At 45.9% G+C, this 23,398-nt stretch carries 20 protein-coding genes and 1 other annotated feature; of the genes, 5 read left to right on the forward strand and 15 right to left on the reverse strand.

Going from position 1 to position 23,398, the window contains the following annotated elements; translation table 11 throughout:
• Window positions 1-46: 46 nt before the first annotated feature.
• Window positions 47-904 (reverse strand): YtnP family quorum-quenching lactonase, encoded by an 858-nt coding sequence (locus BBA02S_RS13595; RefSeq protein ID WP_041114020.1) that lies wholly within the window; start codon window positions 902-904, stop codon window positions 47-49.
• A gap of 352 nt (window positions 905-1,256) precedes the next feature.
• On the opposite strand from BBA02S_RS13595, the gene BBA02S_RS13600 reads away from it, so the two are divergent.
• On the forward strand, window positions 1,257-1,817 hold the full coding sequence (locus tag BBA02S_RS13600) for a YhcN/YlaJ family sporulation lipoprotein (RefSeq protein ID WP_041097850.1): 561 nt from the start codon (window positions 1,257-1,259) through the stop codon (window positions 1,815-1,817).
• A 75-nt stretch (window positions 1,818-1,892) separates the two neighbouring features.
• Here BBA02S_RS13600 and trmB read toward each other — a convergent pair whose 3' ends face one another.
• The 4 genes from trmB to thpR form a co-directional block, all read right to left on the reverse strand.
• On the reverse strand, window positions 1,893-2,531 hold the full coding sequence (trmB, locus tag BBA02S_RS13605; protein WP_041114021.1) for a tRNA (guanosine(46)-N7)-methyltransferase TrmB: 639 nt from the start codon (window positions 2,529-2,531) through the stop codon (window positions 1,893-1,895).
• Window positions 2,532-2,588: 57 nt separating this feature from the next.
• Complete coding sequence (locus BBA02S_RS13610) at window positions 2,589-3,365, reverse strand: phosphotransferase family protein (protein ID WP_041097852.1); 777 nt, start codon at window positions 3,363-3,365, stop codon at window positions 2,589-2,591.
• A 228-nt stretch (window positions 3,366-3,593) separates the two neighbouring features.
• Window positions 3,594-4,571 (reverse strand): nuclease-related domain-containing protein, encoded by a 978-nt coding sequence (locus BBA02S_RS13615; RefSeq protein ID WP_041097853.1) that lies wholly within the window; start codon window positions 4,569-4,571, stop codon window positions 3,594-3,596.
• 6 nt (window positions 4,572-4,577) lie between these two features.
• The gene (gene thpR, locus BBA02S_RS13620; protein ID WP_041114022.1) at window positions 4,578-5,132 is read right to left on the reverse strand and encodes an RNA 2',3'-cyclic phosphodiesterase; all 555 of its coding nucleotides are present in this window, start codon (window positions 5,130-5,132) and stop codon (window positions 4,578-4,580) included.
• 163 nt (window positions 5,133-5,295) lie between these two features.
• Between thpR and cysK the strand changes: the two genes are divergently transcribed.
• On the forward strand, window positions 5,296-6,225 hold the full coding sequence (gene cysK / locus BBA02S_RS13625; protein WP_041097855.1) for a cysteine synthase A: 930 nt from the start codon (window positions 5,296-5,298) through the stop codon (window positions 6,223-6,225).
• Window positions 6,226-6,274: 49 nt separating this feature from the next.
• Here the strand turns inward: cysK and pepV are convergent, their stop codons facing one another.
• Window positions 6,275-7,708: a dipeptidase PepV gene (gene pepV, locus BBA02S_RS13630; RefSeq protein ID WP_041114023.1), complete on the reverse strand. Its 1,434-nt coding sequence runs from the start codon at window positions 7,706-7,708 to the stop codon at window positions 6,275-6,277.
• Window positions 7,709-8,032: 324 nt separating this feature from the next.
• Between pepV and BBA02S_RS13635 the strand changes: the two genes are divergently transcribed.
• Window positions 8,033-8,254, forward strand: coding sequence for a DeoR family transcriptional regulator (locus BBA02S_RS13635; RefSeq protein WP_041097857.1), 222 nt, complete (start codon window positions 8,033-8,035; stop codon window positions 8,252-8,254).
• Window positions 8,255-8,313: 59 nt separating this feature from the next.
• Here the strand turns inward: BBA02S_RS13635 and BBA02S_RS13640 are convergent, their stop codons facing one another.
• The 3 genes from BBA02S_RS13640 to BBA02S_RS13650 all read right to left on the reverse strand — a co-directional run bounded on the left by BBA02S_RS13640 (window position 8,314) and on the right by BBA02S_RS13650 (window position 11,644).
• Window positions 8,314-9,033 carry a pseudouridine synthase gene (locus BBA02S_RS13640; RefSeq protein ID WP_041114024.1) on the reverse strand — a complete coding sequence of 240 codons (720 nt, stop codon included), beginning with the start codon at window positions 9,031-9,033 and terminating at the stop codon, window positions 8,314-8,316.
• Window positions 9,034-9,050: 17 nt separating this feature from the next.
• Window positions 9,051-9,953, reverse strand: a complete 903-nt coding sequence (locus BBA02S_RS13645; protein ID WP_041097859.1) for a DMT family transporter — start codon at window positions 9,951-9,953, stop codon at window positions 9,051-9,053.
• 71 nt (window positions 9,954-10,024) lie between these two features.
• Window positions 10,025-11,644: a putative polysaccharide biosynthesis protein gene (locus BBA02S_RS13650; RefSeq protein WP_041114025.1), complete on the reverse strand. Its 1,620-nt coding sequence runs from the start codon at window positions 11,642-11,644 to the stop codon at window positions 10,025-10,027.
• A 317-nt stretch (window positions 11,645-11,961) separates the two neighbouring features.
• Here BBA02S_RS13650 and BBA02S_RS13655 point away from each other — a divergent pair, with 317 nt between their 5' ends.
• A complete protein-coding gene (locus BBA02S_RS13655) occupies window positions 11,962-13,215 on the forward strand; it encodes a BaiN/RdsA family NAD(P)/FAD-dependent oxidoreductase (RefSeq protein WP_041114026.1) in 1,254 nt (417 codons plus the stop codon).
• Between the two features lie 34 nt (window positions 13,216-13,249).
• Here BBA02S_RS13655 and BBA02S_RS20345 read toward each other — a convergent pair whose 3' ends face one another.
• The 4 genes from BBA02S_RS20345 to BBA02S_RS13670 form a co-directional block, all read right to left on the reverse strand.
• Window positions 13,250-13,405, reverse strand: coding sequence for a YpzG family protein (locus BBA02S_RS20345; RefSeq protein WP_082028148.1), 156 nt, complete (start codon window positions 13,403-13,405; stop codon window positions 13,250-13,252).
• Between the two features lie 244 nt (window positions 13,406-13,649).
• A complete protein-coding gene (locus tag BBA02S_RS13660; protein ID WP_041097862.1) occupies window positions 13,650-13,955 on the reverse strand; it encodes a rhodanese-like domain-containing protein in 306 nt (101 codons plus the stop codon).
• Between the two features lie 16 nt (window positions 13,956-13,971).
• Window positions 13,972-16,383, reverse strand: a complete 2,412-nt coding sequence (gene leuS / locus BBA02S_RS13665; protein WP_041114027.1) for a leucine--tRNA ligase — start codon at window positions 16,381-16,383, stop codon at window positions 13,972-13,974.
• Window positions 16,384-16,428: 45 nt separating this feature from the next.
• Window positions 16,429-16,659, reverse strand: a binding site (T-box leader).
• Between the two features lie 49 nt (window positions 16,660-16,708).
• The gene (locus BBA02S_RS13670) at window positions 16,709-17,905 is read right to left on the reverse strand and encodes an MDR family MFS transporter (protein WP_041097865.1); all 1,197 of its coding nucleotides are present in this window, start codon (window positions 17,903-17,905) and stop codon (window positions 16,709-16,711) included.
• 209 nt (window positions 17,906-18,114) lie between these two features.
• On the opposite strand from BBA02S_RS13670, the gene mnmL reads away from it, so the two are divergent.
• A complete protein-coding gene (gene mnmL, locus BBA02S_RS13675) occupies window positions 18,115-19,074 on the forward strand; it encodes a tRNA modification radical SAM protein MnmL/YtqA (RefSeq protein WP_041114028.1) in 960 nt (319 codons plus the stop codon).
• Between the two features lie 19 nt (window positions 19,075-19,093).
• Here the strand turns inward: mnmL and BBA02S_RS13680 are convergent, their stop codons facing one another.
• On the reverse strand, window positions 19,094-19,279 hold the full coding sequence (locus tag BBA02S_RS13680; protein ID WP_041114029.1) for an H-type small acid-soluble spore protein: 186 nt from the start codon (window positions 19,277-19,279) through the stop codon (window positions 19,094-19,096).
• Between the two features lie 104 nt (window positions 19,280-19,383).
• A complete protein-coding gene (locus BBA02S_RS13685) occupies window positions 19,384-23,349 on the reverse strand; it encodes a tetratricopeptide repeat protein (protein WP_041114030.1) in 3,966 nt (1,321 codons plus the stop codon).
• Window positions 23,350-23,398: the final 49 nt, after the last annotated feature.

The following is a 23,398-nucleotide window of genomic DNA, read 5'->3' on the forward strand; positions in this document are numbered from 1 at the left end:
ATAACAGGAAAAGGGCTGTCCTATACGGGCAGCCCTTTTCCTGTCTTCAGCTTTGCACAGCTGCTTTTTCACGTTTGACGGACTCGATGATTTCCCCTTGTTCATTCCATTTTACCGCCCGGTAAACCGCATCATGATAAAAGAAAAACCATGCTTTTCTCTTCATCGCTTCAGGCAGCCACTTTTGCTTGGCTGCAATTGAATCCATTGGATAATCATCATAGGCCAGCACCCAAAGCGCATTTTGATGGGCATGGGTCGGCATGAGATCGGCCATATGAATGAGCCACTCTCCGCCTTGTTCAATTGTAATAATGGAATGGCCATTGCTGTGGCCGCCTGTATGAATCATTTTCACTCCTGTTACCGGCTCTATCTCTTCCTTATATGTTTGCACTTGGTGCGCAATCGCTTCCCAATTTTCCTTCCAATAGGTGTTCCTTGACCGGATATTTGGATGCCGCATTTCTTCCCATTCAGTCTCTGATGTGTAAATAACTGCGTTTGGAAAAGCGGGCACCAGGTTGTCCCCTTCAACCTTTGTTAATCCGAGAGCATGGTCAAAATGCATATGAGTCATCAAAATCATATCAATATCAGCAGGAGTCACCCCTAACTCCGCCAGACCTTCTTCCACTTTTGATTCTTCATTTACGCCATAATTGCGCATTTGCTTCTCGGTTAGCCGGCTGTTGCCAATTCCTGACTCGATTAAAATATTCTTCCCATCAAGCTGAAAAAATATTGGATCTGTCCGCAGTTCAATTTGATTCTTGTCGTTGCTCGCATATTTTTTTGACCAAAGAGGTTTTGGCACAACCCCAAACATGGCGCCGCCGTCCATATTTGTCACACCGCCTGTTAACCATGTAAGCGTTAGTTCTCCTGCCTGCAGTTTCTCCATTTTCTACTCCCCCTTCTTTTGTTCACATTTATTGTAACATTTCTTAAAAAATTGCGACATTGCCAACTGCTGGATAAAACCATGAATGGAGAACGAATTATTTTTAATAAGAGGAAGTTGTTGAAGAAGATGATTGAGGCTTCGGCGGAGTGTGCTGCAGCCGGACGCTTTTTCCAGGAGCCATTTCTTTTCCCAGGCATGAACGAGAAAGAAATCAACACTAAATAATTACAGAGCGAACCGGATAAATCCTTTGTTAACAAGCCTAGGCAGATAGATCTGTCAGCCGATGAATAATTACTGAAGAATCGGTTCATCTTAAAGGTGTACATCACAGAAAGGAGCACTCACCATGATGAAACTAAAGCATATAACTATCGCTTTTTTGCCATTTGTTTTATTGTTTGGATGTAACGCCAATGATGCAGCGAATGAGCGCAAAGGCGTAGACATTGAAAATGCCCGTTATGCCCCTCCAAATACACAAGATTCTAATGGGGTTCGAAACGACATGAACGACCGGAGCAGAGCTCTGACAAATAACGATGATAATAACATGATTGACAACAACGATAATAACGGCATGGAGGTATCTGACCGGGCAGAAAAACGGCTAGAGAATTTAAAGGAAATACAAACAGCCAAAGTTATCGTTACTGACCACAACGCTTATGCCGCAGTTGTTCTAAACGACGGATCAAAAGGCAATTTGAGCAATAAGCTTGAAGATAAAATTGCTGACGAGGTAAGAACAGCAGACCGCAGCGTCCATAAGGTGTATGTGTCCGCAAACCCTGACTTTGTACAGAGAATGCAAGGATATGGGGACCGTATCCAAGCCGGCCATCCAATCTCCGGTTTGTTTGACGAATTTTCCGAAACTGTGCGCCGGGTATTTCCAGACGCCCGTTAACAAGCTGAACATTCCGCAGTCAAAGTAAAACATGCCTCCATCTAGATGGAGGCATGTTTTTTTGAACGGCCTATTTCACCGGTATTTGGCTTCAACCCGGTAAATCCGCTGGCCTTTTTGCGAAAATTTCTCTTCATACTCTGTCATAATATTGCCTTCAAAATCACTTTTGTGCAGATCAAGGCTGAGGAACGTCAGGAGCATTCCGTAAGCCGAGAAGCTTTGCAGGGAGTACTCAAATAGCCCCTGGTTATCTGTTTTAAAATGGATTTCTCCGCCATTAGGCATGATGTCTTCATATAGCTTTAAAAACGTCCGGTAAGTTAATCGCCGTTTATCATGGCGCTTTTTCGGCCATGGATCGGAAAAATTTAAATAGACGCGACTAACATCCCCTTTTGCAAAATATTGGGCCAGATTTCTGGCGTCAGCATTCAGCAGCTTTACATTCGGAAGTTCTGCTTCAATCAGGCGGTCCAACGCTGTAACAATGACACTTTCATACAGCTCGATGCCGATAAAATTCACATCTGGATGGGCTTTCGCCATTTCTGTAACAAACTGGCCTTTGCCCGTTCCTACCTCGATGTATATGGGATTATCGTTATGAAATACTTCCTTCCAATTGCCCCGGTAATCTTCCGGATTAGGGACAATATATTGTGGATAGGCCTCGATTTTTTCCTTGGCCCATGGTTTATGTCTTAATCGCATGGCGGCACCTCATTCAAAAATATTTCGTTCAAACCATATCATGCTTATCTTTCACATTCAAGACAGAATATGCGATAAATCATGAAAGCCTTCTTTCATTTCCCGCAGGCGGCCGGTTTCCTTGTTCCATTGAATCGATAAAAGTGTTTGAACCAGAACATACCACTTCATTCGCAAGGCAAGGTGCGGTGTATAAACAAGACCATATTGAGCCAGCCAGTCTTCCCAGCGGCTTTCTTCAATATATGTGTATAGCATCATCCCGAGATCCACAGCCGGATCAGCAATTAAAGCTCCGTCCCAGTCAATGAGATATAGCTCATCTTCCTCCGACAGCAGCCAATTGTTATGATTAATATCGCCATGGCAAACAACATATTCCCCGTGACCGACCTCCGAAAGCTGGCCTTGGAGAAATTGAAGGGTCCTTTGAACATCTTCATGGTTTTTTATTTCTTCATCAAGCTGCTGTTCAATTTCGGCTAGGATCATTTTCGGCTCCATTGGCTCTTTTCCCAGCTTTTCGAGCATGGACAACAGCGGCTGGGAAGAATGAATTTTGCTCATCAGCCTCGCTACCCGGCTGTCCCCCATTTCGACCGGGGCAAGCTCACGGCCTTTAAGCCAATGCTGGGCTGTGATTACATCTCCATTTTCCAATCGTTTTGTCCAGATCAGCTTAGGAACAATCCCTTCAACCGACAAAACGGCCAAAAAAGGAGACGAATTTCTTTTTAAGAATAATTGCTGTCCTCCATGCTTAGCTGCATAAGCCTTTCCCGTTGCTCCGCCGGCTGGAGTGATTTCCCAATCTTGTCCAAGTAAGTGTTCCACCGTTAGTCACCTTCATTTTTGTTTGGCTCGTTCCAAGCCCGAATAAAAAAGACAGCTATCGATGGATCATAACAATAGCTATCTTCGTACTATGACAGGATTTATTTTTCATCTGCCATTTACGCGTTCATTTTAAAAGTTACCTCATATTTTATCACGAAATACTTTGTTCGGCTAGGTATTTCGCGCATACTGGCAAATAGCCGGTTTATGGAAAGAAAGCTTTCATCAGTCTTCTGAGTCCTCTGTTTCATTGAGAAACAAAAAATCACTGTCCTCATCCCACTCCGGACGGCGGATGCTCGTGGTCTGCCCAAAATCCAGCACACTCTTTGCCGCTTTTAATTGCACCGTTTTTAAAGGAGAGGGCATACTCCTCATTCGGGCAAGCCACTCCGAAAACATGCGGCTGTCTAAAATATCCAATCCAAACGGCGCACCCGGATAGTCCACAAAGCCATTGCGGCATACGATTGCTTTTCTGATGGGAAAATCCAGCTGCTGCCGCTGAAATAAGTTTTTCAGCACAGCCTCCATTCGGCTAACAGCAATCGTAGGGTTCAGCACCCGTCCTTCTTCCTTGCCATTCCGCTTAGCCCAAAAGTGATCCGCAGACCCAATGTAGACGGCCTGGTCTTCTTCTTCCAGAAAAGTAAGACACCAGGCTTCCGTCGGTGTCAACACCAGCACGTCCAGCTCCATTGGTGCTTTCTTCAGCTGGAGAACTGGTTCATACAATAGAAGAAAGCTATCCGGAAGGCGCTGCATTAAAAATCTTAGCCGCTCATCCTGAAAATACCGCGGATCAATATATGACTTTTCTCTTACCGTCGAACTGGCCCATTTCATTTGAAAGGTAAAAAGCTGATCGAGAAACTTGCGCTTTAACTCTTCAAGATTGGCTGCTGAACCGATATCGATGCTTTCAAACATAGAGGGCTCTTCCTCTTCAACAGCAGCCGATTCCTCTGCTCTTCCGCGCCAAAAAAAGGACTTTAGCTTTTGCATTACTTTTTTGTCTTCGTTCTCTTCTTCGGGTTCTTCAGACAGGAAGAATGCTTCCTCTTCCTTTCGGCGGTTCTGCTCCCAAAATCGCCTGATGCTCTCCCACTGCTGTTTTTTCAGCCGGGCAAAACGGGAGGGGTAATGAAAAATATCTGTTTCATATCTGGAAATATAGTCCTGTAGCTTAATCAACTGCGCCATGTTTCTTTATTCCTTTCCCTTACCTGTATGTAATTGAATTATTTGCTTTACTTTATATTTCGGACTCTTATCCAAATAAGTTTCGTATAAAACGACAGTTTCTGCTAAAAATTTTTGATTGACCTCTAACTGCGGGAGTTGAAAGAGCGATTCACCCTTCCATTTTCTAGCTAGTGTGATGTGTGGACGAAATGGTCTGTCATCGATGCTGAATCCGGCTTCCCGGCAGGCAGAGCTGACAGCTGATTGCAATGTATCCAGCCGCTGTTCCTCCTTTACCCCTGCCCAAAAAATACGCGGCTCGGTCTTTTTTCCAAAAACGCCGAGAGAATTGATAACAAGCGGAAAGGCTTCCAATTCCTGTACCGACGAAGCAACAAGCGAACGAGCTGCTTGCAGCTGCTCTTCGTCGGCTGATCCCAAAAACGCCAGCGTAAGATGCAAATCCTGCTCATGCACAAACCTTGCAAATGGAAGCTGTTGTTTTTGAATGCACTGATGCAGTGATTGTTTTAATTCATTCGGCAAAGGAAGGGCGAAGAAATAATGATTTTGGCTCATGTTAGCTACCCCTTATAATCGATTTTCCATCTATTTTACCAAATATGCCAGCGGTTTCACAAATGGACCAAAAACATTGAATTCCTCTCTGTATTGATTGGATTAATACGAATTAATGTGATAATAATAGAAGTAGGAAAAAGAGAAGAAAGGATGAGCAGCAATGAAAACAGTGAACAATATCGCTGAATTAATTGGAGATACGCCCCTTGTCAAACTAAACCGTCTCGCCCCTGAGCATGGAGCGGACGTTTATTTAAAACTGGAATTCTTTAACCCGAGCAAAAGCGTGAAGGACCGAGCCGCCTTCAATATGATCATTGAAGCCGAAAAAGCAGGCCTGTTAAAGCCTGGCGCCACCATTATCGAGCCAACGAGCGGCAACACAGGCATTGGCCTGGCGATGAATGCGGCTGCCAGAGGCTATAAAGCTATCTTAGTCATGCCCGATACGATGACAAAAGAGCGGATCAACCTTTTAAAAGCTTATGGAGCCGAAGTTGTGCTGACGCCAGGCGATCAAAAAATGCCGGGAGCAATTCACAAGGCTGAAGAGCTTGCCGAAAGCATTCCCAACAGCTTTATTCCCATGCAATTTGACAATCAAGCAAACCCGGACGCCCATCGGAAAACAACGGCTGTAGAAATCCTGGAAGCGGCAAAGGAAATTGGCAAAACTCTCGGTGCTTTTGTCGCTACCGCAGGCACAGGCGGCACCATCACCGGCACAGGTGAAGCGCTGAAAGAACATATTCCCGGATTAAAAGTACATGTAGTGGAGCCAGCCGGTTCGCCAGTCTTATCCGGCGGCCAGCCCGGCAAGCATAAATTAGTCGGCACAAGCCCGGGCTTTATTCCAAATACGCTCAACGAAAAGGTATATGATCACATTTACCGGATCAAAGATGAGGAAGCCTACGAAATGGTGCACCGTCTCGCCCGGGAAGAGGGAATCCTTGTAGGGCCGTCTTCAGGCGCCGCTTGTTACGCAGCTATTCAAACCGCAAAAACCTTGACGAAGGATGACATGGTTGTATGCATTGCCTGCGATACGGGTGAACGCTACTTATCAAGCGACTTATTCCAATCATAAACAACGATCCCTCTTTCATTTTGTTGAAAGAGGGATCGTTGTTTATCGCCTATACTAATGAAGATTCTCCGGCCAGCTCCCAAATCGCTTGGGCATAAATCGCTGTCGCTTTCAGTAAATCTGCAATGAACATATATTCATCCTTTTGATGGGCAACATCCTCCCGCCCAGGAAACAGAGCACCAAAGGCAACCCCGGTTTCCAAGCTGCGCGCATACGTGCCGCCACCGATGGACAGCAGCTCTGCTTTCTCTCCGGTTTGCTCTTCATATACTTTGCAAAGGGTTTCAATAAACGGATGATTTTGATCCACATGATGAGGAGCGCTGTCAGAGAAGTTTTCAATTCCAAACCTTTCCTCTGCAAGCCGCTTTGTCAGCAGCTCTTGCTTTTCCTTTAGCGGGAATGTAACCGGGTAGCGCATATTCAACCCGAGACGGCCGCCGGTTTTTTCATTAAATAACAGCTTTCCTACATTGATCGTCAAATCTCCGGTGATCTTGTCCGAGTAATCAATCCCTAACTTCCTGCCGCGGGATTCCTCAAAGAAAAACCGGCTCGCAAATCCGAAAAACTGGGCCGCTTTCTGATCAAGCTCCCTCCCGGCTAAAAATTCAGCCAGATAAAGTCCGGCGTTTTTTCCAAGATCCGGCTCCATTCCATGGGAAGAGACCCCTTTTAATTCTAAAATCAGCTTTCCGTTGTCGATATGGAAGCGGCCGTCTAATCCGTGCTCCTCCACAAATGCCCCGTAGCTTTGAATCACCTCTGTTTGCCCCCGTTGGACGGTGACTGCTGCTTTGGCATAATCCGGCACCATATTATACCGTCTTCCTGATTCAAAAGAATGGACGGTCATTTCTTCGGATGGCTTATGAGCCTGCTCATCGGCTTGCTGGACAATATCAAAATCAGCAATTCCTTTTTCCGCATAAATAATTGGGAAATCAGCATCCGGTGCAAACCCGACAGCCGGCATTTCTTCGCTTTCAAAGTAACGGTCCACACAGCGCCATTCACTTTCTTCATCCGTGCCAATGATCATTCGCACTCGTTTATTAAGCGGCAGCCCTAGCTCTTTGATCATTTTCATTGCATAGTAAGCAGCCATTGTCGGTCCTTTATCATCAATGGCCCCGCGTCCGAATATTTTCCCGTCCTTTATCTCTCCTCCGAACGGATCGGTTGTCCAGCCATCGCCTTCCGGCACCACGTCTACATGGCACAGAATGCCGACAAGCTCCTCGCCTGAACCAAATTCTAAGTGGCCCGCGAGATTGTCCACATTTTTCCCGGCAAATCCGTCTCTCTCCCCAAGCTCCAGCATGAAATCAAGCGCTTCCTTGACCCGCTCGCCAAGTGGGGCTGACGCGGTTGCTTCTTCTTCATTTAACACGCTTTTAATAGCGATTAACGATTGCAAATCATGAAGGAGTGCTTCTTTCCTCTTCTCTGCTTCAACTTGCCAATTTATTTCTTTCATTGACTTCTTCCTCCCATCCGTCGTTTTCTTTATTTTACCTGTATCTCTCAGGAAAAAGAATGGATAACTTCCAATAAAACCTTACTTTATTGTTAGTTTAGTGAAAAAAAAGGGTAAACAACATATGAAGTTTTAGAAAATCAAGCATTTTTTCTAGAAAAATAAATATAAATGAGGTAAAATACAATTGTCAGACATCTTACACACTTAAGTAAAGGAGCTGTCTGCGGGACATTAACTACATAGTCAATGAGAAGCATGAAACTTCTCGCTCACCGTCGTCTGTTGTATTGCCTCTGTGAAAAAAGATGAGGGAGTGGTTATTTGAAACCTTCAACAAATCGGATGCTAAATCGGATCAAATCAGTCTATATGTTTATTAAAGAAAACGGGACTGTTTCGACTCAGGAAATTGTGGATGAATTTGGTATCACTCCTCGCACCATTCAAAGAGATTTGAATGTGTTAGCTTACAACGACTTGGTCATCAGTCCAAGCCGTGGCAAGTGGACAACGACACAAAAGAAAGTAAGAATGACTTCATGAACAAGCCCCTGCCTTAACTGGCAAGGGCTTTTTTTGTTGCAAGTTGGATAAATCCCAGCTTACTCTTTTCCGCCGTTTTTCAAGAGGGCAACTTCCTCCTCTGTCAGCTCCCTGTATTCACCGAGATTTAACTCTTCATCCAGTTGAAGCGGTCCCATGGAGATTCGCTGCAAATAGACAACTCTCTTGCCAACAGCTTCGAACATTCTTTTCACCTGATGGAATTTTCCTTCAGTAATGGTCAGTTCAATATCTGAACGCGGACCGCTTTTTAAAATGTTTAATTCTCCCGGCTTGGTCAAATAACCGTCATCTAACGTCACGCCCTGTTGAAAAGCTGCTGTATCTTCTTCCGTGACTTCTCCCTCGATAACAGCGAAATAGGTTTTAGGCACATGCTTTTTGGGAGAAAGCAGCTGATGGGCGAGAACTCCATCGTTTGTCAGAAGCAGCAGCCCCTCCGTATCTTTATCAAGACGCCCCACCGGAAACGGCTGGAACACCGCGTGATCCGCTTCAAGCAAATCAACCACCGTTTCATCCTTCACATCTTCTGTAGCTGAAATAACACCTGGCGGCTTATTCATCATCAAATAAATAAACTCCCGGTAATATACTTCTTCATCGTAGAGCATTATCCGGTCTTTCTCTGGATCAACGTGCGTCTTTGCGTCTTTAACGGCTTCTCCATTGACCGTGACTGCGCCAGCCTTTAACAGCTGTTTTACTTCCTTGCGGCTTCCGTAGCCGATATTAGCCAGCAATTTATCAATTCTCACTCAGATCCCTCCATTGATCATTTTGCCCGTGACAGCATCAGGACGGTTACGATAATACAAACGGTGCCGAGCCACTCTCCAAATCCAAATGGAACACCTAACAGAAAAACAGATAAAAAGACAGCAGACAACGGCTCCGCACAAGCTAAGAGACTCGTTTCCGATGCACGCAAATAATGAAGGCTCTCTAAATAAAAATAAAAAGCAAGCAAAGTGCCGAAGAGAATAACAAAACTAACAGCCGCCACTGTCGCAAAGGACATTGTCCCTTCGAATTTCCATGGCGGGTGGACAAAGCTGAAAAAGACGCCGGCTGCCGTCATAGCCCAGCCAACTACTAGGATAGATCCCCATCTCTTTAACAGCTTGAGCGGATACAAAGTATAAAAAGCAAGCGCCACAGCTGAACTCAGTCCCCAGAATAAAGCCGTTCCCGAAATAGTCAGCTCATTAGGATTCCCCCCTGTCACAAGAAAAAACGTCCCTAATACCGACAGCAGAACCGCAATGATTTCTTTTCCGGCCGGTCTCGCTTTTGAACGGATGGCAAGGTACAAAACGATCAGCACTGGAGCCAAATATTGGAGAACCGTAGCAGTAGCTGCATTTCCGCTATTAATGGCCGAAAAGAATGTATATTGAACGCCCAGCATGCCGAAAAGACTGAACAACACGAGTGACGGCCAGCTGAAGCGATCCTTCCACATATCAAAGATCGACTGTTTTTCTTTTACTGCCGCAAAAAGCAGCAGCAACAATCCGGCGGCCAGCAATCTCGCTGTGACTAGCCACTCTACCCCGACTCCCTGCTTTTGAAAAAGAAATTGGGCGATTACTCCTGATGCGCCCCAAAACAAGGAACTGGCAAGAACCATGATAATCCCCTTTGTTCTTGATGGATAAGCAAGATCTTTCTCCATCTTTTTCCTCCTTTCTTCCCAATGAGAAAAGCAGTTTCCTTAGAAAGGAAGCCTGCTTTTTTCACGAATCATTAAGCTTTTGCTCTTTTAAATTTATTTTTCAATCCGTTAAGCCGTGTGCCGAACAAAGCATCGGCAAGCCCGCTGCGGAAGCTGAAGAAGAAATATACGGCCGCACCGGCTATGGCGCAAATAGCAATCAAAAGCGTGCTTTGTATTTTGCTGTCTGCATTGAACAGCGGATGCATCACAAAGTATAAGAGCAACACCGCTGCTGCCATAATGATATTATACCAAGCAATTTGGCCAATCTTTCCAGCAATAGAGCGAAGCGAATAATCGGCATAATACCTGATAACAAGTAAGTTAATAATGATAGAGGCACCGTATCCGATCGCTGTCGCATAAATAGCGCCTTCTCCTTGAAACAGCTTAATCAGCGGGATATTAAGGACCAGCTTCAGCAAAATACCGACCAGCAAGCTGAATACTGTAAAACGCTGCTCATTAATCCCTTGCAAAATGGCGGCCGTGACAGTGAATAACGCAAACAAAATAGCCACTGGCGCATACACCCGCAAAATATCTGTGCCGAGGCTGCTATGCTCATAAAAGGCGGTATAAAACGGCTCGGCCAGGAGCATAATGCCGACAACGGCCGGAACAGTTAAATACAAAAGGACTTGAAAGGTCTGATCCAGCTGTTTTTTCACTTTATCTGAGCTCCCGGATACAAAAGAGCTAGTGACAAGCGGCACAAGTGTCATCGCAAAAGCGGTAGCTAATGAAACAGGAATAATAACAATTTTCTGCGTACTGAAATTAACAATTCCAAAGACGGTATCCGCCACTTTCGCTTGGCCGATTTCTGCCATCGCCCGGTTAAAGGTGACCGTATCAACCAGTTGATAGAGAGGGATCGCAATACCAACGAAAATAAATGGAATAGCGTAGACAACAATCTCACTGTAAATATCAAACAGCTTGACATCGGCACTGCTTTCATCCTTCTCAAGCAGCTCATTTAAATGATGTTTACGCTTTTTCCAGTACCAAAACAAGACAAGCAAACCGAACACTGCACCGACAAAAGCCGCAAAGGTCGCTACACCGATCGCATGCACCACAGTGCCGTTAAAAACGTTCAACACAATATAAGCGCCGGCTAAGAGAAAGATAATGCGGGCAATTTGCTCAACCACCTGAGAAACGGCGGAAGGCCCCATGGATTGATGCCCCTGGAAAAAGCCGCGCATTAAGCTCATAAATGGAACAATGATGAGAGCGAAACTGACTGCGCGAATCACGTAAGCCACTTCATCGACTGTATAAATTTGATCTTTATCGACAACCATAATGCTAGCGAACCATGGTGCACAAATGTACATGGTCAGAAAGGCTAGAAACCCTGTAATCGACATAATGACAAGGCCGGATTTAAACAGCCGGCGGCCGACGGCATACTCGCCGAGAGCATTGTATTTGGCGATAAACTTAGACACTGCGAGCGGCACTCCCGCCGTCGCTATACTAATAAAGATCGTATACGGCACATAGCCATATTGATAAAGTGACGTCGCTTCTTTTCCAACAATCGAATAAAATGGTATAACATAGAACAATCCAAGAAACTTGGAGATAAATGTCCCTAATGTTAGAATAAACGTTCCCCTGATAAGCTTCGAAGACATAAAGATTCCCTTTCTATTCCATTAAAATAAATACAAACGCTAAAAATCAGTTTACCTCTTTCATACCGTTCAGGCAATTTATTAGGCAAAAATTTTCGCTAGTATGTAACAAAATAAATAATTAAAGGAATGAACGGTGCGTTTGTCATAGCCGCCATTTTGACCGTTGCCGCTCTCGTATTGGCCTTCTTCCTCCCCTCCAATAAAGAAAAAACTGCTTAAGAGGATCTTTAGGGTCCTCTTTTTTCTATGATTGACAACTAGTTAATAAATCAACTACTATGAAAAGAATTGTTCAGGAAAGAAGGGAGCTTATAATGGAGTATGATGTAATTATTGTTGGAGGCGGTCCTTCCGGTTTAATGGCGGCCATTGCAGCCGGCGAACAGACAAAGCGCGTGCTGCTCGTCGATAAAGGCAGCAAGCTTGGAAGAAAGCTCGCCATCTCGGGCGGCGGCCGCTGCAATGTAACCAACCGCCTGCCTGTTGATGAAATTATCAAGCATATCCCCGGCAACGGCCGTTTTTTATATAGCGCCTTCTCCGTATTTAACAACGAAGATATCATCCGCTTTTTTGAAAATCTCGGGATTGCTTTAAAGGAAGAAGATCATGGCCGCATGTTTCCGGTAACGAATAAAGCCCAGTCAGTCGTTAATGCTCTCCTGAATCGGATGCAGGAGCTAAACGTGGAAGTAAGAGTGAATACGGCCGTGGCTGATTTGCTGTTCGAGAATGGCCGCACCGCCGGCATCATGCTGCGTGACGGGCAAACGATCCATAGCCGCGCTGTCGTTATTGCTGCAGGCGGCAGTTCCGTTCCTCAGACAGGTTCGACAGGGGATGCGTATCCCTGGGCGGAAAAAGCCGGTCATACAGTAACAGAGCTTTATCCAACTGAAGTGCCGGTTACTTCACAAGAACCTTTTATTAAAGAAAAGAAGCTGCAAGGACTTTCACTTCGCGATGCAGCCGTCAGTGTCTTAAACCTTAAAGGCAAACCGATTATTACCCACCGGATGGATATGATCTTCACCCACTTCGGGCTGTCGGGACCGGCCGTGCTTCGCTGCAGCCAGTTCGTTGTGAAAGCACTGAAGAAAAGCAAGACTGGCGACGTATGGATGGCAATCGACTGCTTGCCTGATAAACGTGAAGACCAATTGTTTCGCGAGGTGCGCGAGCTGCTTGCCGCCCATCCGAAAAAATCAGTAAAAAACAGCTTGAAAGGACTGCTTCCGGAGCGTTATTTGCTGTTTTTGCTTGAAAGAGCGGAGATTGATGAGGAAGCGCCCGGCAACAACATCAGCATAGAAAAGCTGCGGCAATTTGTCCATCTATGCAAGCACTTCCGCTTTTCTGTAAATGGCACCTTGCCGCTTGAAAAAGCCTTTGTTACCGGCGGCGGCATCTCTATTAAAGAAGTTGATCCGAAAACAATGGCGTCGAAAAAAATGCCCGGCTTGTTTTTTTGCGGAGAAGTGCTCGACATCCACGGTTACACGGGAGGATATAATATTACTTCCGCACTCATTACCGGGCGGCTGGCTGGTTCAAATGCCGCCCAATGAAAAAAGCAGAGAGACCTTCTCTCTGCTTTTCGTATTAACAAAACCGGTTTTCATTGGAGACACTCTGATTAATCCGCGTCCGCAGGGACACTTCCGTGTGGCCGTTCACCTGGGAATTCGTACGTTTCGGCCTCGTCCAATTGTGGTGAAACTTCTGAGAAGTCGGATCAAGCCAATGTTTTTTGCTCATTATCCTCACCTCACCGGAAATTTGTCAACAGGTATTCACTAGTGAATACCTGTTTAGCTTGTGTTAAAAAAATTGAAATATGTCGTTTCTTTTGAGCGAGACCCCTCTTCTTAACAGTTGGCGGCTCAGGATATCCTTTCCATGCCGCACGCTTTAACTAAGATCGCCTTTCTTCCCCCAATATGTTCCAAGCCCTATTCATAAAAAAGCTGCTCCCTCCTATTAGAGGGAACAGCAGGCTGCCTTATTCTGTTTCTCCAGTCCAGTCAAGCATGCCGCCTGTCATATTGCGCACTTTAAATCCTTGGTCACGCATATAATAGCAGACATTTTCGCTGCGGCGCCCGGAGCGGCAAACAAAAATATACTCCTTCTCTTTGTCAAACTGATCTAAATGCTCAGGGATCGTTCCCATAACGATATGTTTTGCTTGCGGAATCTTGCCGCCGGCTACTTCCTCTTCTTCCCGAACGTCAACGACTTCAAGGTTTTCTCCATTTTCTAACCTTTGCTTCAGCTCTTCTGCAGTAATCTCTGGAATTGGCTCCATCTGTCCCATCCTTTCTTTAGTTCGCTACGATATTAACAAGCTTTCCTGGTACCGCAATAACTTTGCGGATTGTTTTTCCGGCAATTTGCTCTTGCACCTTCTCTTCATTCATAGCCAATTGTTCCATTTCTTCTTTTGTGGCTTCTTTGGAGACCATCAGTTTCGTTTTCATTTTGCCGTTTACTTGAACGACAATTTCCACTTCATCATCAACAAGCTTAGACTCATCATATGTTGGCCATGGCTCGTAGCTGACTGTGCCTTGATGCCCAAGTTTTTCCCACATTTCTTCTGCCAGATGCGGAGCAACCGGGGAAAGCAGCTTAACAAAACCTTCGACATATTGTTTTGGAATGGCCTCCGCTTTATATCCTTCATTAATAAACACCATCATTTGCGAAATAGCTGTATTGAAGCGCAAATGCTCGTAGTCTTCTGTCACTTTCTTCACGGTCTGATGATACACTTTTTCTAAATTATTTCCAGATGCCGTGACTTTATCGCTTAACTCACCATTTTCTTGAATGAACAAGCGCCAGATGCGGTCAAGAAAACGGCGCGCGCCATCCAGACCGGTTGTAGACCAGGCAATCGAGGCGTCAAGCGGTCCCATGAACATTTCATAGAGACGAAGTGTGTCCGCTCCATGGCTTTCAACGATTTCATCAGGGTTGACCACGTTCCCCTTCGACTTACTCATTTTCTCATTATTTTCACCAAGAATCATGCCTTGATTAAACAGCTTTTGGAACGGCTCTTTCGTATGAACCAAGCCAATATCGTATAGAACTTTATGCCAGAAACGAGCATACAGCAAGTGAAGAACCGCGTGCTCGGCTCCTCCGATATAAATGTCAACCGGCAGCCATTCCTTCAGCTTATCCTTATCAGCAAGCGCTTCTGTGTTGTGCGGATCGATGAAGCGTAAATAATACCAGCAGCTTCCCGCCCATTGCGGCATTGTATTTGTTTCACGGCGGCCTTTTTTGCCGGTTTCCGGATCGACCACATTCACCCACTCATCAATGTTGGCAAGCGGTGACTCACCTGTTCCACTCGGTTTAATTTCTGTTGTAACAGGAAGCACAAGCGGCAATTCCTCTTCTGGCACTGTGCTCATTGTGCCGTCTTCCCAATGGATGATCGGGATTGGTTCACCCCAATACCGCTGACGGCTGAACAGCCAGTCACGCAAGCGATAGGTCACTTTCTTAGTGCCAATGCCTTTTTGTTCAAGCCACTCAATCATTTTCTGAATAGCTTCCTCTTTATTCAAGCCGTTCAGGAAATCAGAATTAACGTGCTCGCCATCTCCTGTATAAGCCTCTTTGTCAACCTCTCCGCCAGCAACAACTTCCCGAATCGGCAGATTAAACATTTGAGCAAACTCATAGTCGCGTTCATCATGCGCCGGAACAGCCATAATTGCGCCGGTTCCGTAGCTCATAAGCACATAATCTGCAATCCAGATCGGCATTTTTTCGCCGTTGGCTGGATTGATGGCATAAGCACCGGTAAACACACCGGTTTTTTCTTTCGCAAGATCCGTACGCTCCAGGTCGCTCTTTGACTTGATTTTATCTAAATAAGCGGCAACAGCATCTTTTTGTTCATCAGTTGTGATTTGGGCGACAAATGGATGCTCAGGCGCCAAAACCGCGTATGTAGCCCCGAACAGTGTATCAGGACGCGTAGTAAATACAGTAAATGTTTCCTTATGCCCGTCGATTGTAAAAGTGACTTCTGCGCCTTCTGAGCGGCCAATCCAGTTGCGCTGCATGTCTTTAATGCTTTCAGGCCAGTCAAGCTCTTCTAAATCATCCAACAAACGATCCGCATATTCGGTGATTTTCAGCATCCACTGCTTCATTGGCCGGCGTTCCACCGGATGGTCGCCCCGTTCACTTTTGCCATCAATAACTTCTTCATTGGCAAGCACCGTGCCAAGTGCCGGGCACCAGTTAACCGCTACTTCATCAATATAAGCCAAGCCTTTTTTATATAGCTGAAGGAAAATCCATTGCGTCCACTTATAATATTGCGGATCGGTTGTGTTAATTTCCCGATCCCAATCATAAGAAAAGCCGAGGGATTTAATTTGGCGGCGGAAATTATTAATGTTTTGTTCCGTAAATTCTGCCGGATCATTTCCCGTATCCAATGCATATTGTTCCGCTGGCAAACCGAACGCATCCCATCCCATCGGGTGAAGAACGTTATATCCTTGCATCCGCTTCAGGCGCGATAAAATATCCGTTGCTGTGTACCCTTCCGGATGGCCTACATGAAGCCCTGCACCGGATGGATAAGGAAACATATCAAGCGCGTAAAATTTAGGCTGATCTTTTTGTTCAGTTGTTTTAAAGGTTTTATTTTCTTCCCAGTATTGCTGCCATTTCTTCTCAATCTGCTGATGATTGAAACTCATCTGTAACACCCTTCCCTGTTGAATATTAAAAAACTCCCGCCCCATAATTGGGACGAGAGTATAGTTCCCGCGGTACCACCCAGATTAGTGCCTTTTTTAATAGGCACTCTGCTTTATGTCTTTAACGCGGATCGGCGGCAGGCACTACCTGCTGACTTCCAGCGTTCGCACCTGCGATTCCAAAGGCGAGTTCATGGGATTTCGGACTGGCTTGCACCTTCCGCCAGCTCTCTAATACCGAAAGTCGTCACTACTACTCCTTGTCATCATCTTTTGCTTATTCAATCTACGACTATTTTAGACAAAATTATCTGCAGTTGCAAGCTTAAAGAGAAGAAATGGAAGGAGATGGCACTTCTTTGTTCTTTTTTAACGGCCGGTCATAGACGATGGTCAATCCAAGACTGATGAACAAGAAAGCAATCAGGGTGATAAATAACACCGGCATGCCGTATAAATCAACAAGAACTCCGCCGAGCACCGGTCCAAACATCCGGCCGGCTGTTGCCGTACTGTTAACAATCCCCTGATAAAACCCTTCACGCCCCTTTGGCGACAACTGGCTCGCCACTGTCGGAACAGCCGGCCAAACGAACATTTCACCGATAGTTAAAATAAGCATCGCTGCTAAAAAGCCTTTAAAGTCATTTGCAAATGCCGTGATGCCGAATGACCCCATGAAAATCAGAATGCCAATCACGATTTGCTTTTTCAAATTATCCTGGAAAGCCCGGACGAAAAAGTTTACGAGCGGCTGGCCAAACACAATTAACAAGCCGTTAATCGTCCAAAGCAAGCTGTAATCCCTTAAACTGATATTGACCTCCTGCGTGTAATTGGCAATCGTAGACTGCCATTGTACATACCCCACCCAGCAAAGCATATACGCTGTGCATAAGATAAACAGGGCCGTCAGCTTGCTGCGGCTCTTCACCTTTCCGTTTTCGGCGATCACATTTGTCTGAGCCCCGGTCACATTCGCCATTTGGCGGTAACCGAACACCGCGATAAAAAAGAATACAGCAAACATGGATAAATTGGCTGCAAAAATATAATTAAATGAAAAAGAAGCGACAAAACCGCCCATGGCCGAACCGAGGGCTACTCCAGCATTTTGCGAAATATAAATAGCGTTAAACGCCCGGCGCCCTCCTTGCGGCCAAACCGCGCCGACCAATGCATAGACAGCGGGAAAAATCACTCCTGATCCAAAACCGACAATTGTTAAGAAAACAACGTAATAGGGCCAGTCATGCCACATCGTCATGCCGGCCATCGCAACTAAGTTCATTCCTGCTCCAAGCAAAATCGTCCGGTAGCCGCCAAGCCTGTCAAACAACGCTCCGCCGAGCAAATTGCCGACAACGGTAGCACCAGCATTCAACATTAAAACAATCCCTGCCACCGACAAGGATTTTCCTAACTCACCATGTATGTAAATGGTGTTAAGGGGCCATAAAAATGAAGCACCTGTCACATTAATCACCATGCCGATCACCAACAACCAAACTGCTTTTGGCATACTGCATCCCCTCCTGTTTTCTAAATTATTTCGAGTTCCAAAATAGTATTCTAGAACGTTCAGTTAAATTTTTCAAGCTGTTTGCCGAACTTAAAATTCTGACTAATCCTTCCTTGAATCAAACTCGCTTTCACGGGCTCATTCATGATAAAATTTTCTTTATGCTGACGCTGTGAATCAGCTTTCAGGAGAGAGTGAGTTGAATAAATATGAATCCGTTTCCTTATGCCAATGACAATAAACGCTATCATACATGGAATTACCATTTGCGCAAGCAATTTGGGCATAAAGTATTCAAGGTTGCCTTAGACGGCGGCTTCGACTGCCCGAACCGCGACGGCACTGTTGCCTTTGGCGGCTGCACCTTCTGCAGTGCAGCCGGATCAGGCGACTTTGCGGGACAGCGGACGGACAGCCTGGAAAAACAGTTTCATGAAATCAAAGAAAGAATGCACCGCAAATGGAAGGATGGCAAATATATGGCTTACTTTCAAGCCTATACAAATACCCATGCTCCTGTAGATGTTCTTCGGCAAAAGTATGAAACCGTTCTCCAACAAGAAGACGTCGTTGGTTTATCGATTGCCACGCGTCCGGACTGTCTGCCTGACGATGTGGTTGAGTATTTAGCGGAGCTCAATGAACGAACTTATTTATGGGTGGAGCTCGGCTTGCAAACCGTTCACGAAACGACAGCCCATCTCATCAATCGGGCACACGACTTTTCCACCTATGCAGAAGGAGTGGAGAAGCTTCGCAGGCATAACATCCGCATCTGTTCACACATTATTAACGGTCTTCCTCTTGAAACACCAGAGATGATGATGGAAACAGCTGCCGCGGTTGCTGCTCTTGATGTCCAGGGCATAAAAATCCATTTACTTCATTTGTTAAAAGGCACGCCGATGGTCAAGCAATATGAGAAGGGGCTGCTTGAGTTTTTATCGCTTGAAGAGTACGTTCACCTTGTTTGCGACCAGCTGGAGGTTTTGCCGCCTGAAATGGTCATCCACCGCATTACCGGGGATGGACCGATCCAGCTGATGATCGGTCCCATGTGGAGTGTAGATAAATGGACCGTCCTGAATGCCATCGATGATGAATTAAAGCGGCGTGAAAGCTGGCAAGGAAAAAAATATAAAAAGGCCGGTCTCGCATCCTTATACTAGGATGCAGGACCGGTCTTTTTCATTCGTTCTCTTCTACTAGGTCTTTTACAGCCACTTGCGTTCTTTCTTCCAAGGGACCTCTTAAATGCACCGTTGCCATTTTTTCATCCTCATGAAGCTGGTCAATCCAAACAGAGACTCCTTGAAATGTTATATCGATATCTGCGGACGAGGAAAGAATTTGCTTTGCGCGCTTTATGTCCATCCTGTTTACCTCCTCAATAAGTGAATAAGCTTATTTTTCGAAGGCAGGAACATTTTATACATTCAAGCACCAGAGACTTTCTTGATTTATGAACAGGACAAATATTAGCATGTCTCGAGCTCATGCAATAGATCTTCCAGAACCGCTTCATCCGCCATCGTTTCTTGAAGCTGGCCGACTGCGCGCGCATACATCTCTTCAGGTATTTCTCCCAACGCGCTCCTCGCTTTCTCCTTCTCTTCCAGCTCAAGATAGGCAAGAACTCTTCCGGCATATCCTTCTGCTTTATATGGAGCGGTCTTTATCAGTTCTTCATATTCATGCAGGGCTTGCTCCAGCTTGCCAAGGAATAGAAATGAATCGGCCAGCATATCACGGACATCTCCGTCAGAAGGATGGCGCTTTTTCAGCAAAAGCAACTGTTCGTTTGCTTCCTTCAGATATTTTTCTTTCCCGTTTTCGATTCCATAACTCAAAGCGGCCGCAGCCGCTTTCAAGCGGAAATCATCGTCATCACGGCGCTTCAAGTACAGCTTCAGCACTTTTATTGCTTCATCCAGCACTTCTCTTTCTATATAAAAAGCGGCAAGCTGGTTGTAGCTTTCAGCATGATCGGGGTTCAGTTTGATCGCTTTTTCATAAAGGGCAATCACGGCACTTATCAATCCAATGGACTTCAAGCCGCCGGTAAGCTTTTTCCATAATCCAGGCTCTTCCTCCGGCAACTCTTCCACATACGGTGCGAGAGCGGCACCGCTCTTGCCGTAGACAAGAGCTTCATCCTGCAGGGATAAAGCCATTCCCTTAATGAATTTATCAATTTTCAGGAGTTTTTTGGTGCTGTGAAGAGCTTTCATCCATGGCTCATATAAACGATCATTGGAGGGATCTTCTGATATAAGCGCTGTTAGCAGCTCTAACGCTTTCTTCGTTTGGCCGTTGTCAATATACAGCTCTGCCAGTCTCGCTTTCAAATGGATAGACTCCTCTTTTTCAAGCAAGGAAATAGCTTTCTCGGCGCTTAACACTTCACTCAAAGCCTCCAGGCGCCAACCTTCATCAATTCTTCCCTTTAAATCAACGAGATGCTCGGTTAATTTCTGCTGTTCTTCCGGCGAAGACATCATCTCAGCCAGCTCTCTTATATCACAAGCTTGCGGAATAGCTTTAAAGACACGGAGCCGGTATTTTTTAGCTTCGTCCATCTTCTCTGCTTCCTCATACAACTCTGCTAGCTCCTCGCTGGCGGCTGTAAAATCAGGATCGATAGTCAAGCATTCGAGTAAATGCTGCTCAGCAAGCGAATATTCTTCCATCCTGCGATACAACTTGCCGAGCCGGTAATGCGGAAACGTATGGCGGCTGTCAAGCTGTACCGCTTTAAGCAAAAGCTTTTCAGCAAGAGACCAGTTTTCCAGCTCTTCATGAAAAATCGACTCATAGCAGTACACATCACTGCGCGGATGCTGGCTGCGGAGCCTTTGCAAGAAAGTGAGCGCCCGGTGGACAAATGGCGTGTTCTCTACACACTCGACATAGAGCGAGAGATGGTCCTCCAAGCCCCCTCCTTTCATTAAACCGATTTCCATCAGCTCCAGTCCAATGTCCTTCTTCGGGTCCTCATCCGTTTCCGCAAGGATCATAGCGCCAGCTCTTACATAGACATCCGGTTTTTGATAAGATTCGGCATAACCGCGAATAACTTTCTGAGCCCGCGGCCAATCTCCCTGCTTAATAATCGCCTCCGCCTCATACACAGCGGCCAGCATCTCACCATCAGCATCCAGCTTAGCTGCTTGCTTATAGGCTTCCTCCGCGTGGCTGTAAAGCTCGCGGCCCATTCGCGTATGGCCGATATATAACCACAGAATTCCTGTTTCCTCTTCAGGAACAGCCTCCTCCGCTCCTATTCGCAAATAAGCCTCAGCACGTTCCCATTTCTCTTCTCCCATACGGACTTCGGCTATGCGCATATAAGGATACGGAACAGCCGGATTCATCTCCATCGAGCGCTCCAGCCATTTAACGGCGTCTTTATTATTGCCGGCTTCCATATAACAGCGGCCGACCTCGTAGACATAATAGTGGTCCTCTGGATATTCTTCAGAAAGCTTTTTAAATGCAGCCAGCGCCTCTTGAACGGCCCCTGATTCGAGTAAAACAAGAGCATGAGTCAGGCGGATAAATTCCTCTGTTTCCGCTTGCTCAAGCGCCACAAGCGACCATTGGTGAGCCAATTGAAATTGCGAAAGCTCGGCGCAGCAGCGCGCTAAGTAAGCATAAGCAGACGGCTGAAAAGGATCTTTCTCAATTGAACGCTTTAAGTGGAAAATTGCCCGCTCTGCCTGGTCGTTTTGATAATGCACGACTCCTAATAAAAAGTGCGCATAAGCATTTTTTTGTTTTACCCGTCCCATGGCAGCTTGAAATTTTTCATCCGTTTGATCATGCATGTAATAAGAATGAGCAATCAACAGCTGGATATCCTCATCGTTCTCGCCAAACCGCTTGTTTACGCTTTCCATCCACTTATCCAAAAATGGCTTCGCTTTCTTATGCTGAATCATCGTTAAGCCAATAATAGAGGAAAAGATTTCATCGTCATTTTCTTCTAAGTAGGAGAGAAATTCATCGACTGTCCCGTCTGCATCTTGTTCCATTTTTTCTAAATAAACAAATAACCGCTGAAAAAACTGGTGAGCGTCCGAATCCAATGCTTCAAGCAATTCTTTTTTCTCTTTATGAACGAAAGCGATGGAAAGCCGATCTTTTAGCCGGTAAGCGTGCGCCATTTCTTCATAAGGAATAAGGAGCATCTCCAGCTCATTGGGATCTTGGACAAGCAGCACGCCCAGCCGGTCATCATATCCGACAACCAGCTGGACATGCGAGCTGTGTTCAATCAGCAGATCTAACATGACAGGATAGCCGGCATCGATCAAATACTTATATTGTTCAATGGTTCCTTTAAAGAAGGCGGCGGAAAAGCCAAGCGATGACATGTACTCAATAGCAGTCATCAGGTTGGAGCCGGTTCCCTCAAAAACCCGCTCAGCAATCTCATCTTGTGATAGGTTCCTTTGAGCCGTTTGCAGCATCATGGACAAGGTAGCCGGCACACAATAATTCAGCTTTTGCCGAATCGGCTGGATAGAGATTTGCCGGTGAGCACCGTCGGGGTGAATGGTCCGCTCATGAAACACCGTCTTTTGCAGCACTGTTTGATGGGTGGACATCCATGCCTGCAGCTCCTCCCATTTTTCCAGCTTGTAAAGCGCTTCTGCTTTTAAATAAATAAAATAATCTCTATTTTCATGGAGAGGATATTCTTGGTTCAAGTGATCTACATGATCAAGAATCGCCTGAAAGTTATTCATCAGCCGGTAGCTGCGCAGCTGCTCAAGCTGAAACACAGGATGCTCGGGGAATGCGGCCGCTCCCCCTTGCAGGGCGCGCAACGCTGCTTCGTGGTTTCCTTGCCGCGACAGAAGTTCAGCATAGACGAGCCAGCTGACATCCCCGCGCTCCTTGAAAGTCAAGTGAAGCCCCTTTTTCACTTCCTCCTCAGCCCGATCCCAGTCATTTGCCTCCATGTAAAAATCAGCGCGTTGATCCGGCGACAGAACCCCGCCTTCTTCCTCAATCAAGTGAATATATTCTTCAGCTTCCCGGTAACGATGGAGCTGGCAAAGGGCTCTTGCAAGCAAAAGCCAGGCTGCCGTTTTCTCTTTGATTGTGAGAGACCGGCCTTCTTCAGCGAACAATCGCTGCTTCATTCTTGTTTCAACTTCCAAGCTCTTTCCCTGCTCAAGCAAACTATGACAATACCAGGAAAATGTGCGGACGGAGCGAAAGCGCTTGTCAGCAGCTGTTGCCAGCAAATTGCTGTAACGGTACATTTCCCCGGAATCAGCCAGCCGGATTAAACGGTAGTACTCGCTTTCTGTTTCAATTTGTGCAAGCCACTCTCGCAGCGCACGGTAGGATCTTTTTGACCGGAGCTGCTGGATAACAGCGGTCAAGTCGGCAGCTGTTTGCACATCGGAAGGTTTCATGGAAACTTTATTCACGAGGCCACTCCCTTTCTCTTATTCTATAGATTACATGCATTATACCAAC

This window comes from Bacillus badius NBRC 15713, from assembly GCF_001591605.1.
Taxonomy (GTDB): Bacteria; Bacillota; Bacilli; order Bacillales; family Domibacillaceae; genus Pseudobacillus; species Pseudobacillus badius.

What these genes read in the sequence shown, in the direction of transcription:
- BBA02S_RS13595 (WP_041114020.1), bottom strand. Translation starts at nt 904, where the DNA reads ATGGAGAAACTGCAGGCAGGAGAACTAACGCTTACATGGTTAACAGGC.
- BBA02S_RS13600 (WP_041097850.1), top strand. Translation starts at nt 1,257, where the DNA reads ATGATGAAACTAAAGCATATAACTATCGCTTTTTTGCCATTTGTTTTA.
- trmB (WP_041114021.1), bottom strand. Translation starts at nt 2,531, where the DNA reads ATGCGATTAAGACATAAACCATGGGCCAAGGAAAAAATCGAGGCCTAT.
- BBA02S_RS13615 (WP_041097853.1), bottom strand. Translation starts at nt 4,571, where the DNA reads ATGGCGCAGTTGATTAAGCTACAGGACTATATTTCCAGATATGAAACA.
- thpR (WP_041114022.1), bottom strand. Translation starts at nt 5,132, where the DNA reads ATGAGCCAAAATCATTATTTCTTCGCCCTTCCTTTGCCGAATGAATTA.
- cysK (WP_041097855.1), top strand. Translation starts at nt 5,296, where the DNA reads ATGAAAACAGTGAACAATATCGCTGAATTAATTGGAGATACGCCCCTT.
- pepV (WP_041114023.1), bottom strand. Translation starts at nt 7,708, where the DNA reads ATGAAAGAAATAAATTGGCAAGTTGAAGCAGAGAAGAGGAAAGAAGCA.
- BBA02S_RS13645 (WP_041097859.1), bottom strand. Translation starts at nt 9,953, where the DNA reads ATGGAGAAAGATCTTGCTTATCCATCAAGAACAAAGGGGATTATCATG.
- BBA02S_RS13650 (WP_041114025.1), bottom strand. Translation starts at nt 11,644, where the DNA reads ATGTCTTCGAAGCTTATCAGGGGAACGTTTATTCTAACATTAGGGACA.
- BBA02S_RS13655 (WP_041114026.1), top strand. Translation starts at nt 11,962, where the DNA reads ATGGAGTATGATGTAATTATTGTTGGAGGCGGTCCTTCCGGTTTAATG.
- BBA02S_RS20345 (WP_082028148.1), bottom strand. Translation starts at nt 13,405, where the DNA reads ATGAGCAAAAAACATTGGCTTGATCCGACTTCTCAGAAGTTTCACCAC.
- BBA02S_RS13660 (WP_041097862.1), bottom strand. Translation starts at nt 13,955, where the DNA reads ATGGAGCCAATTCCAGAGATTACTGCAGAAGAGCTGAAGCAAAGGTTA.
- leuS (WP_041114027.1), bottom strand. Translation starts at nt 16,383, where the DNA reads ATGAGTTTCAATCATCAGCAGATTGAGAAGAAATGGCAGCAATACTGG.
- BBA02S_RS13670 (WP_041097865.1), bottom strand. Translation starts at nt 17,905, where the DNA reads ATGCCAAAAGCAGTTTGGTTGTTGGTGATCGGCATGGTGATTAATGTG.
- mnmL (WP_041114028.1), top strand. Translation starts at nt 18,115, where the DNA reads ATGAATCCGTTTCCTTATGCCAATGACAATAAACGCTATCATACATGG.
- BBA02S_RS13680 (WP_041114029.1), bottom strand. Translation starts at nt 19,279, where the DNA reads ATGGACATAAAGCGCGCAAAGCAAATTCTTTCCTCGTCCGCAGATATC.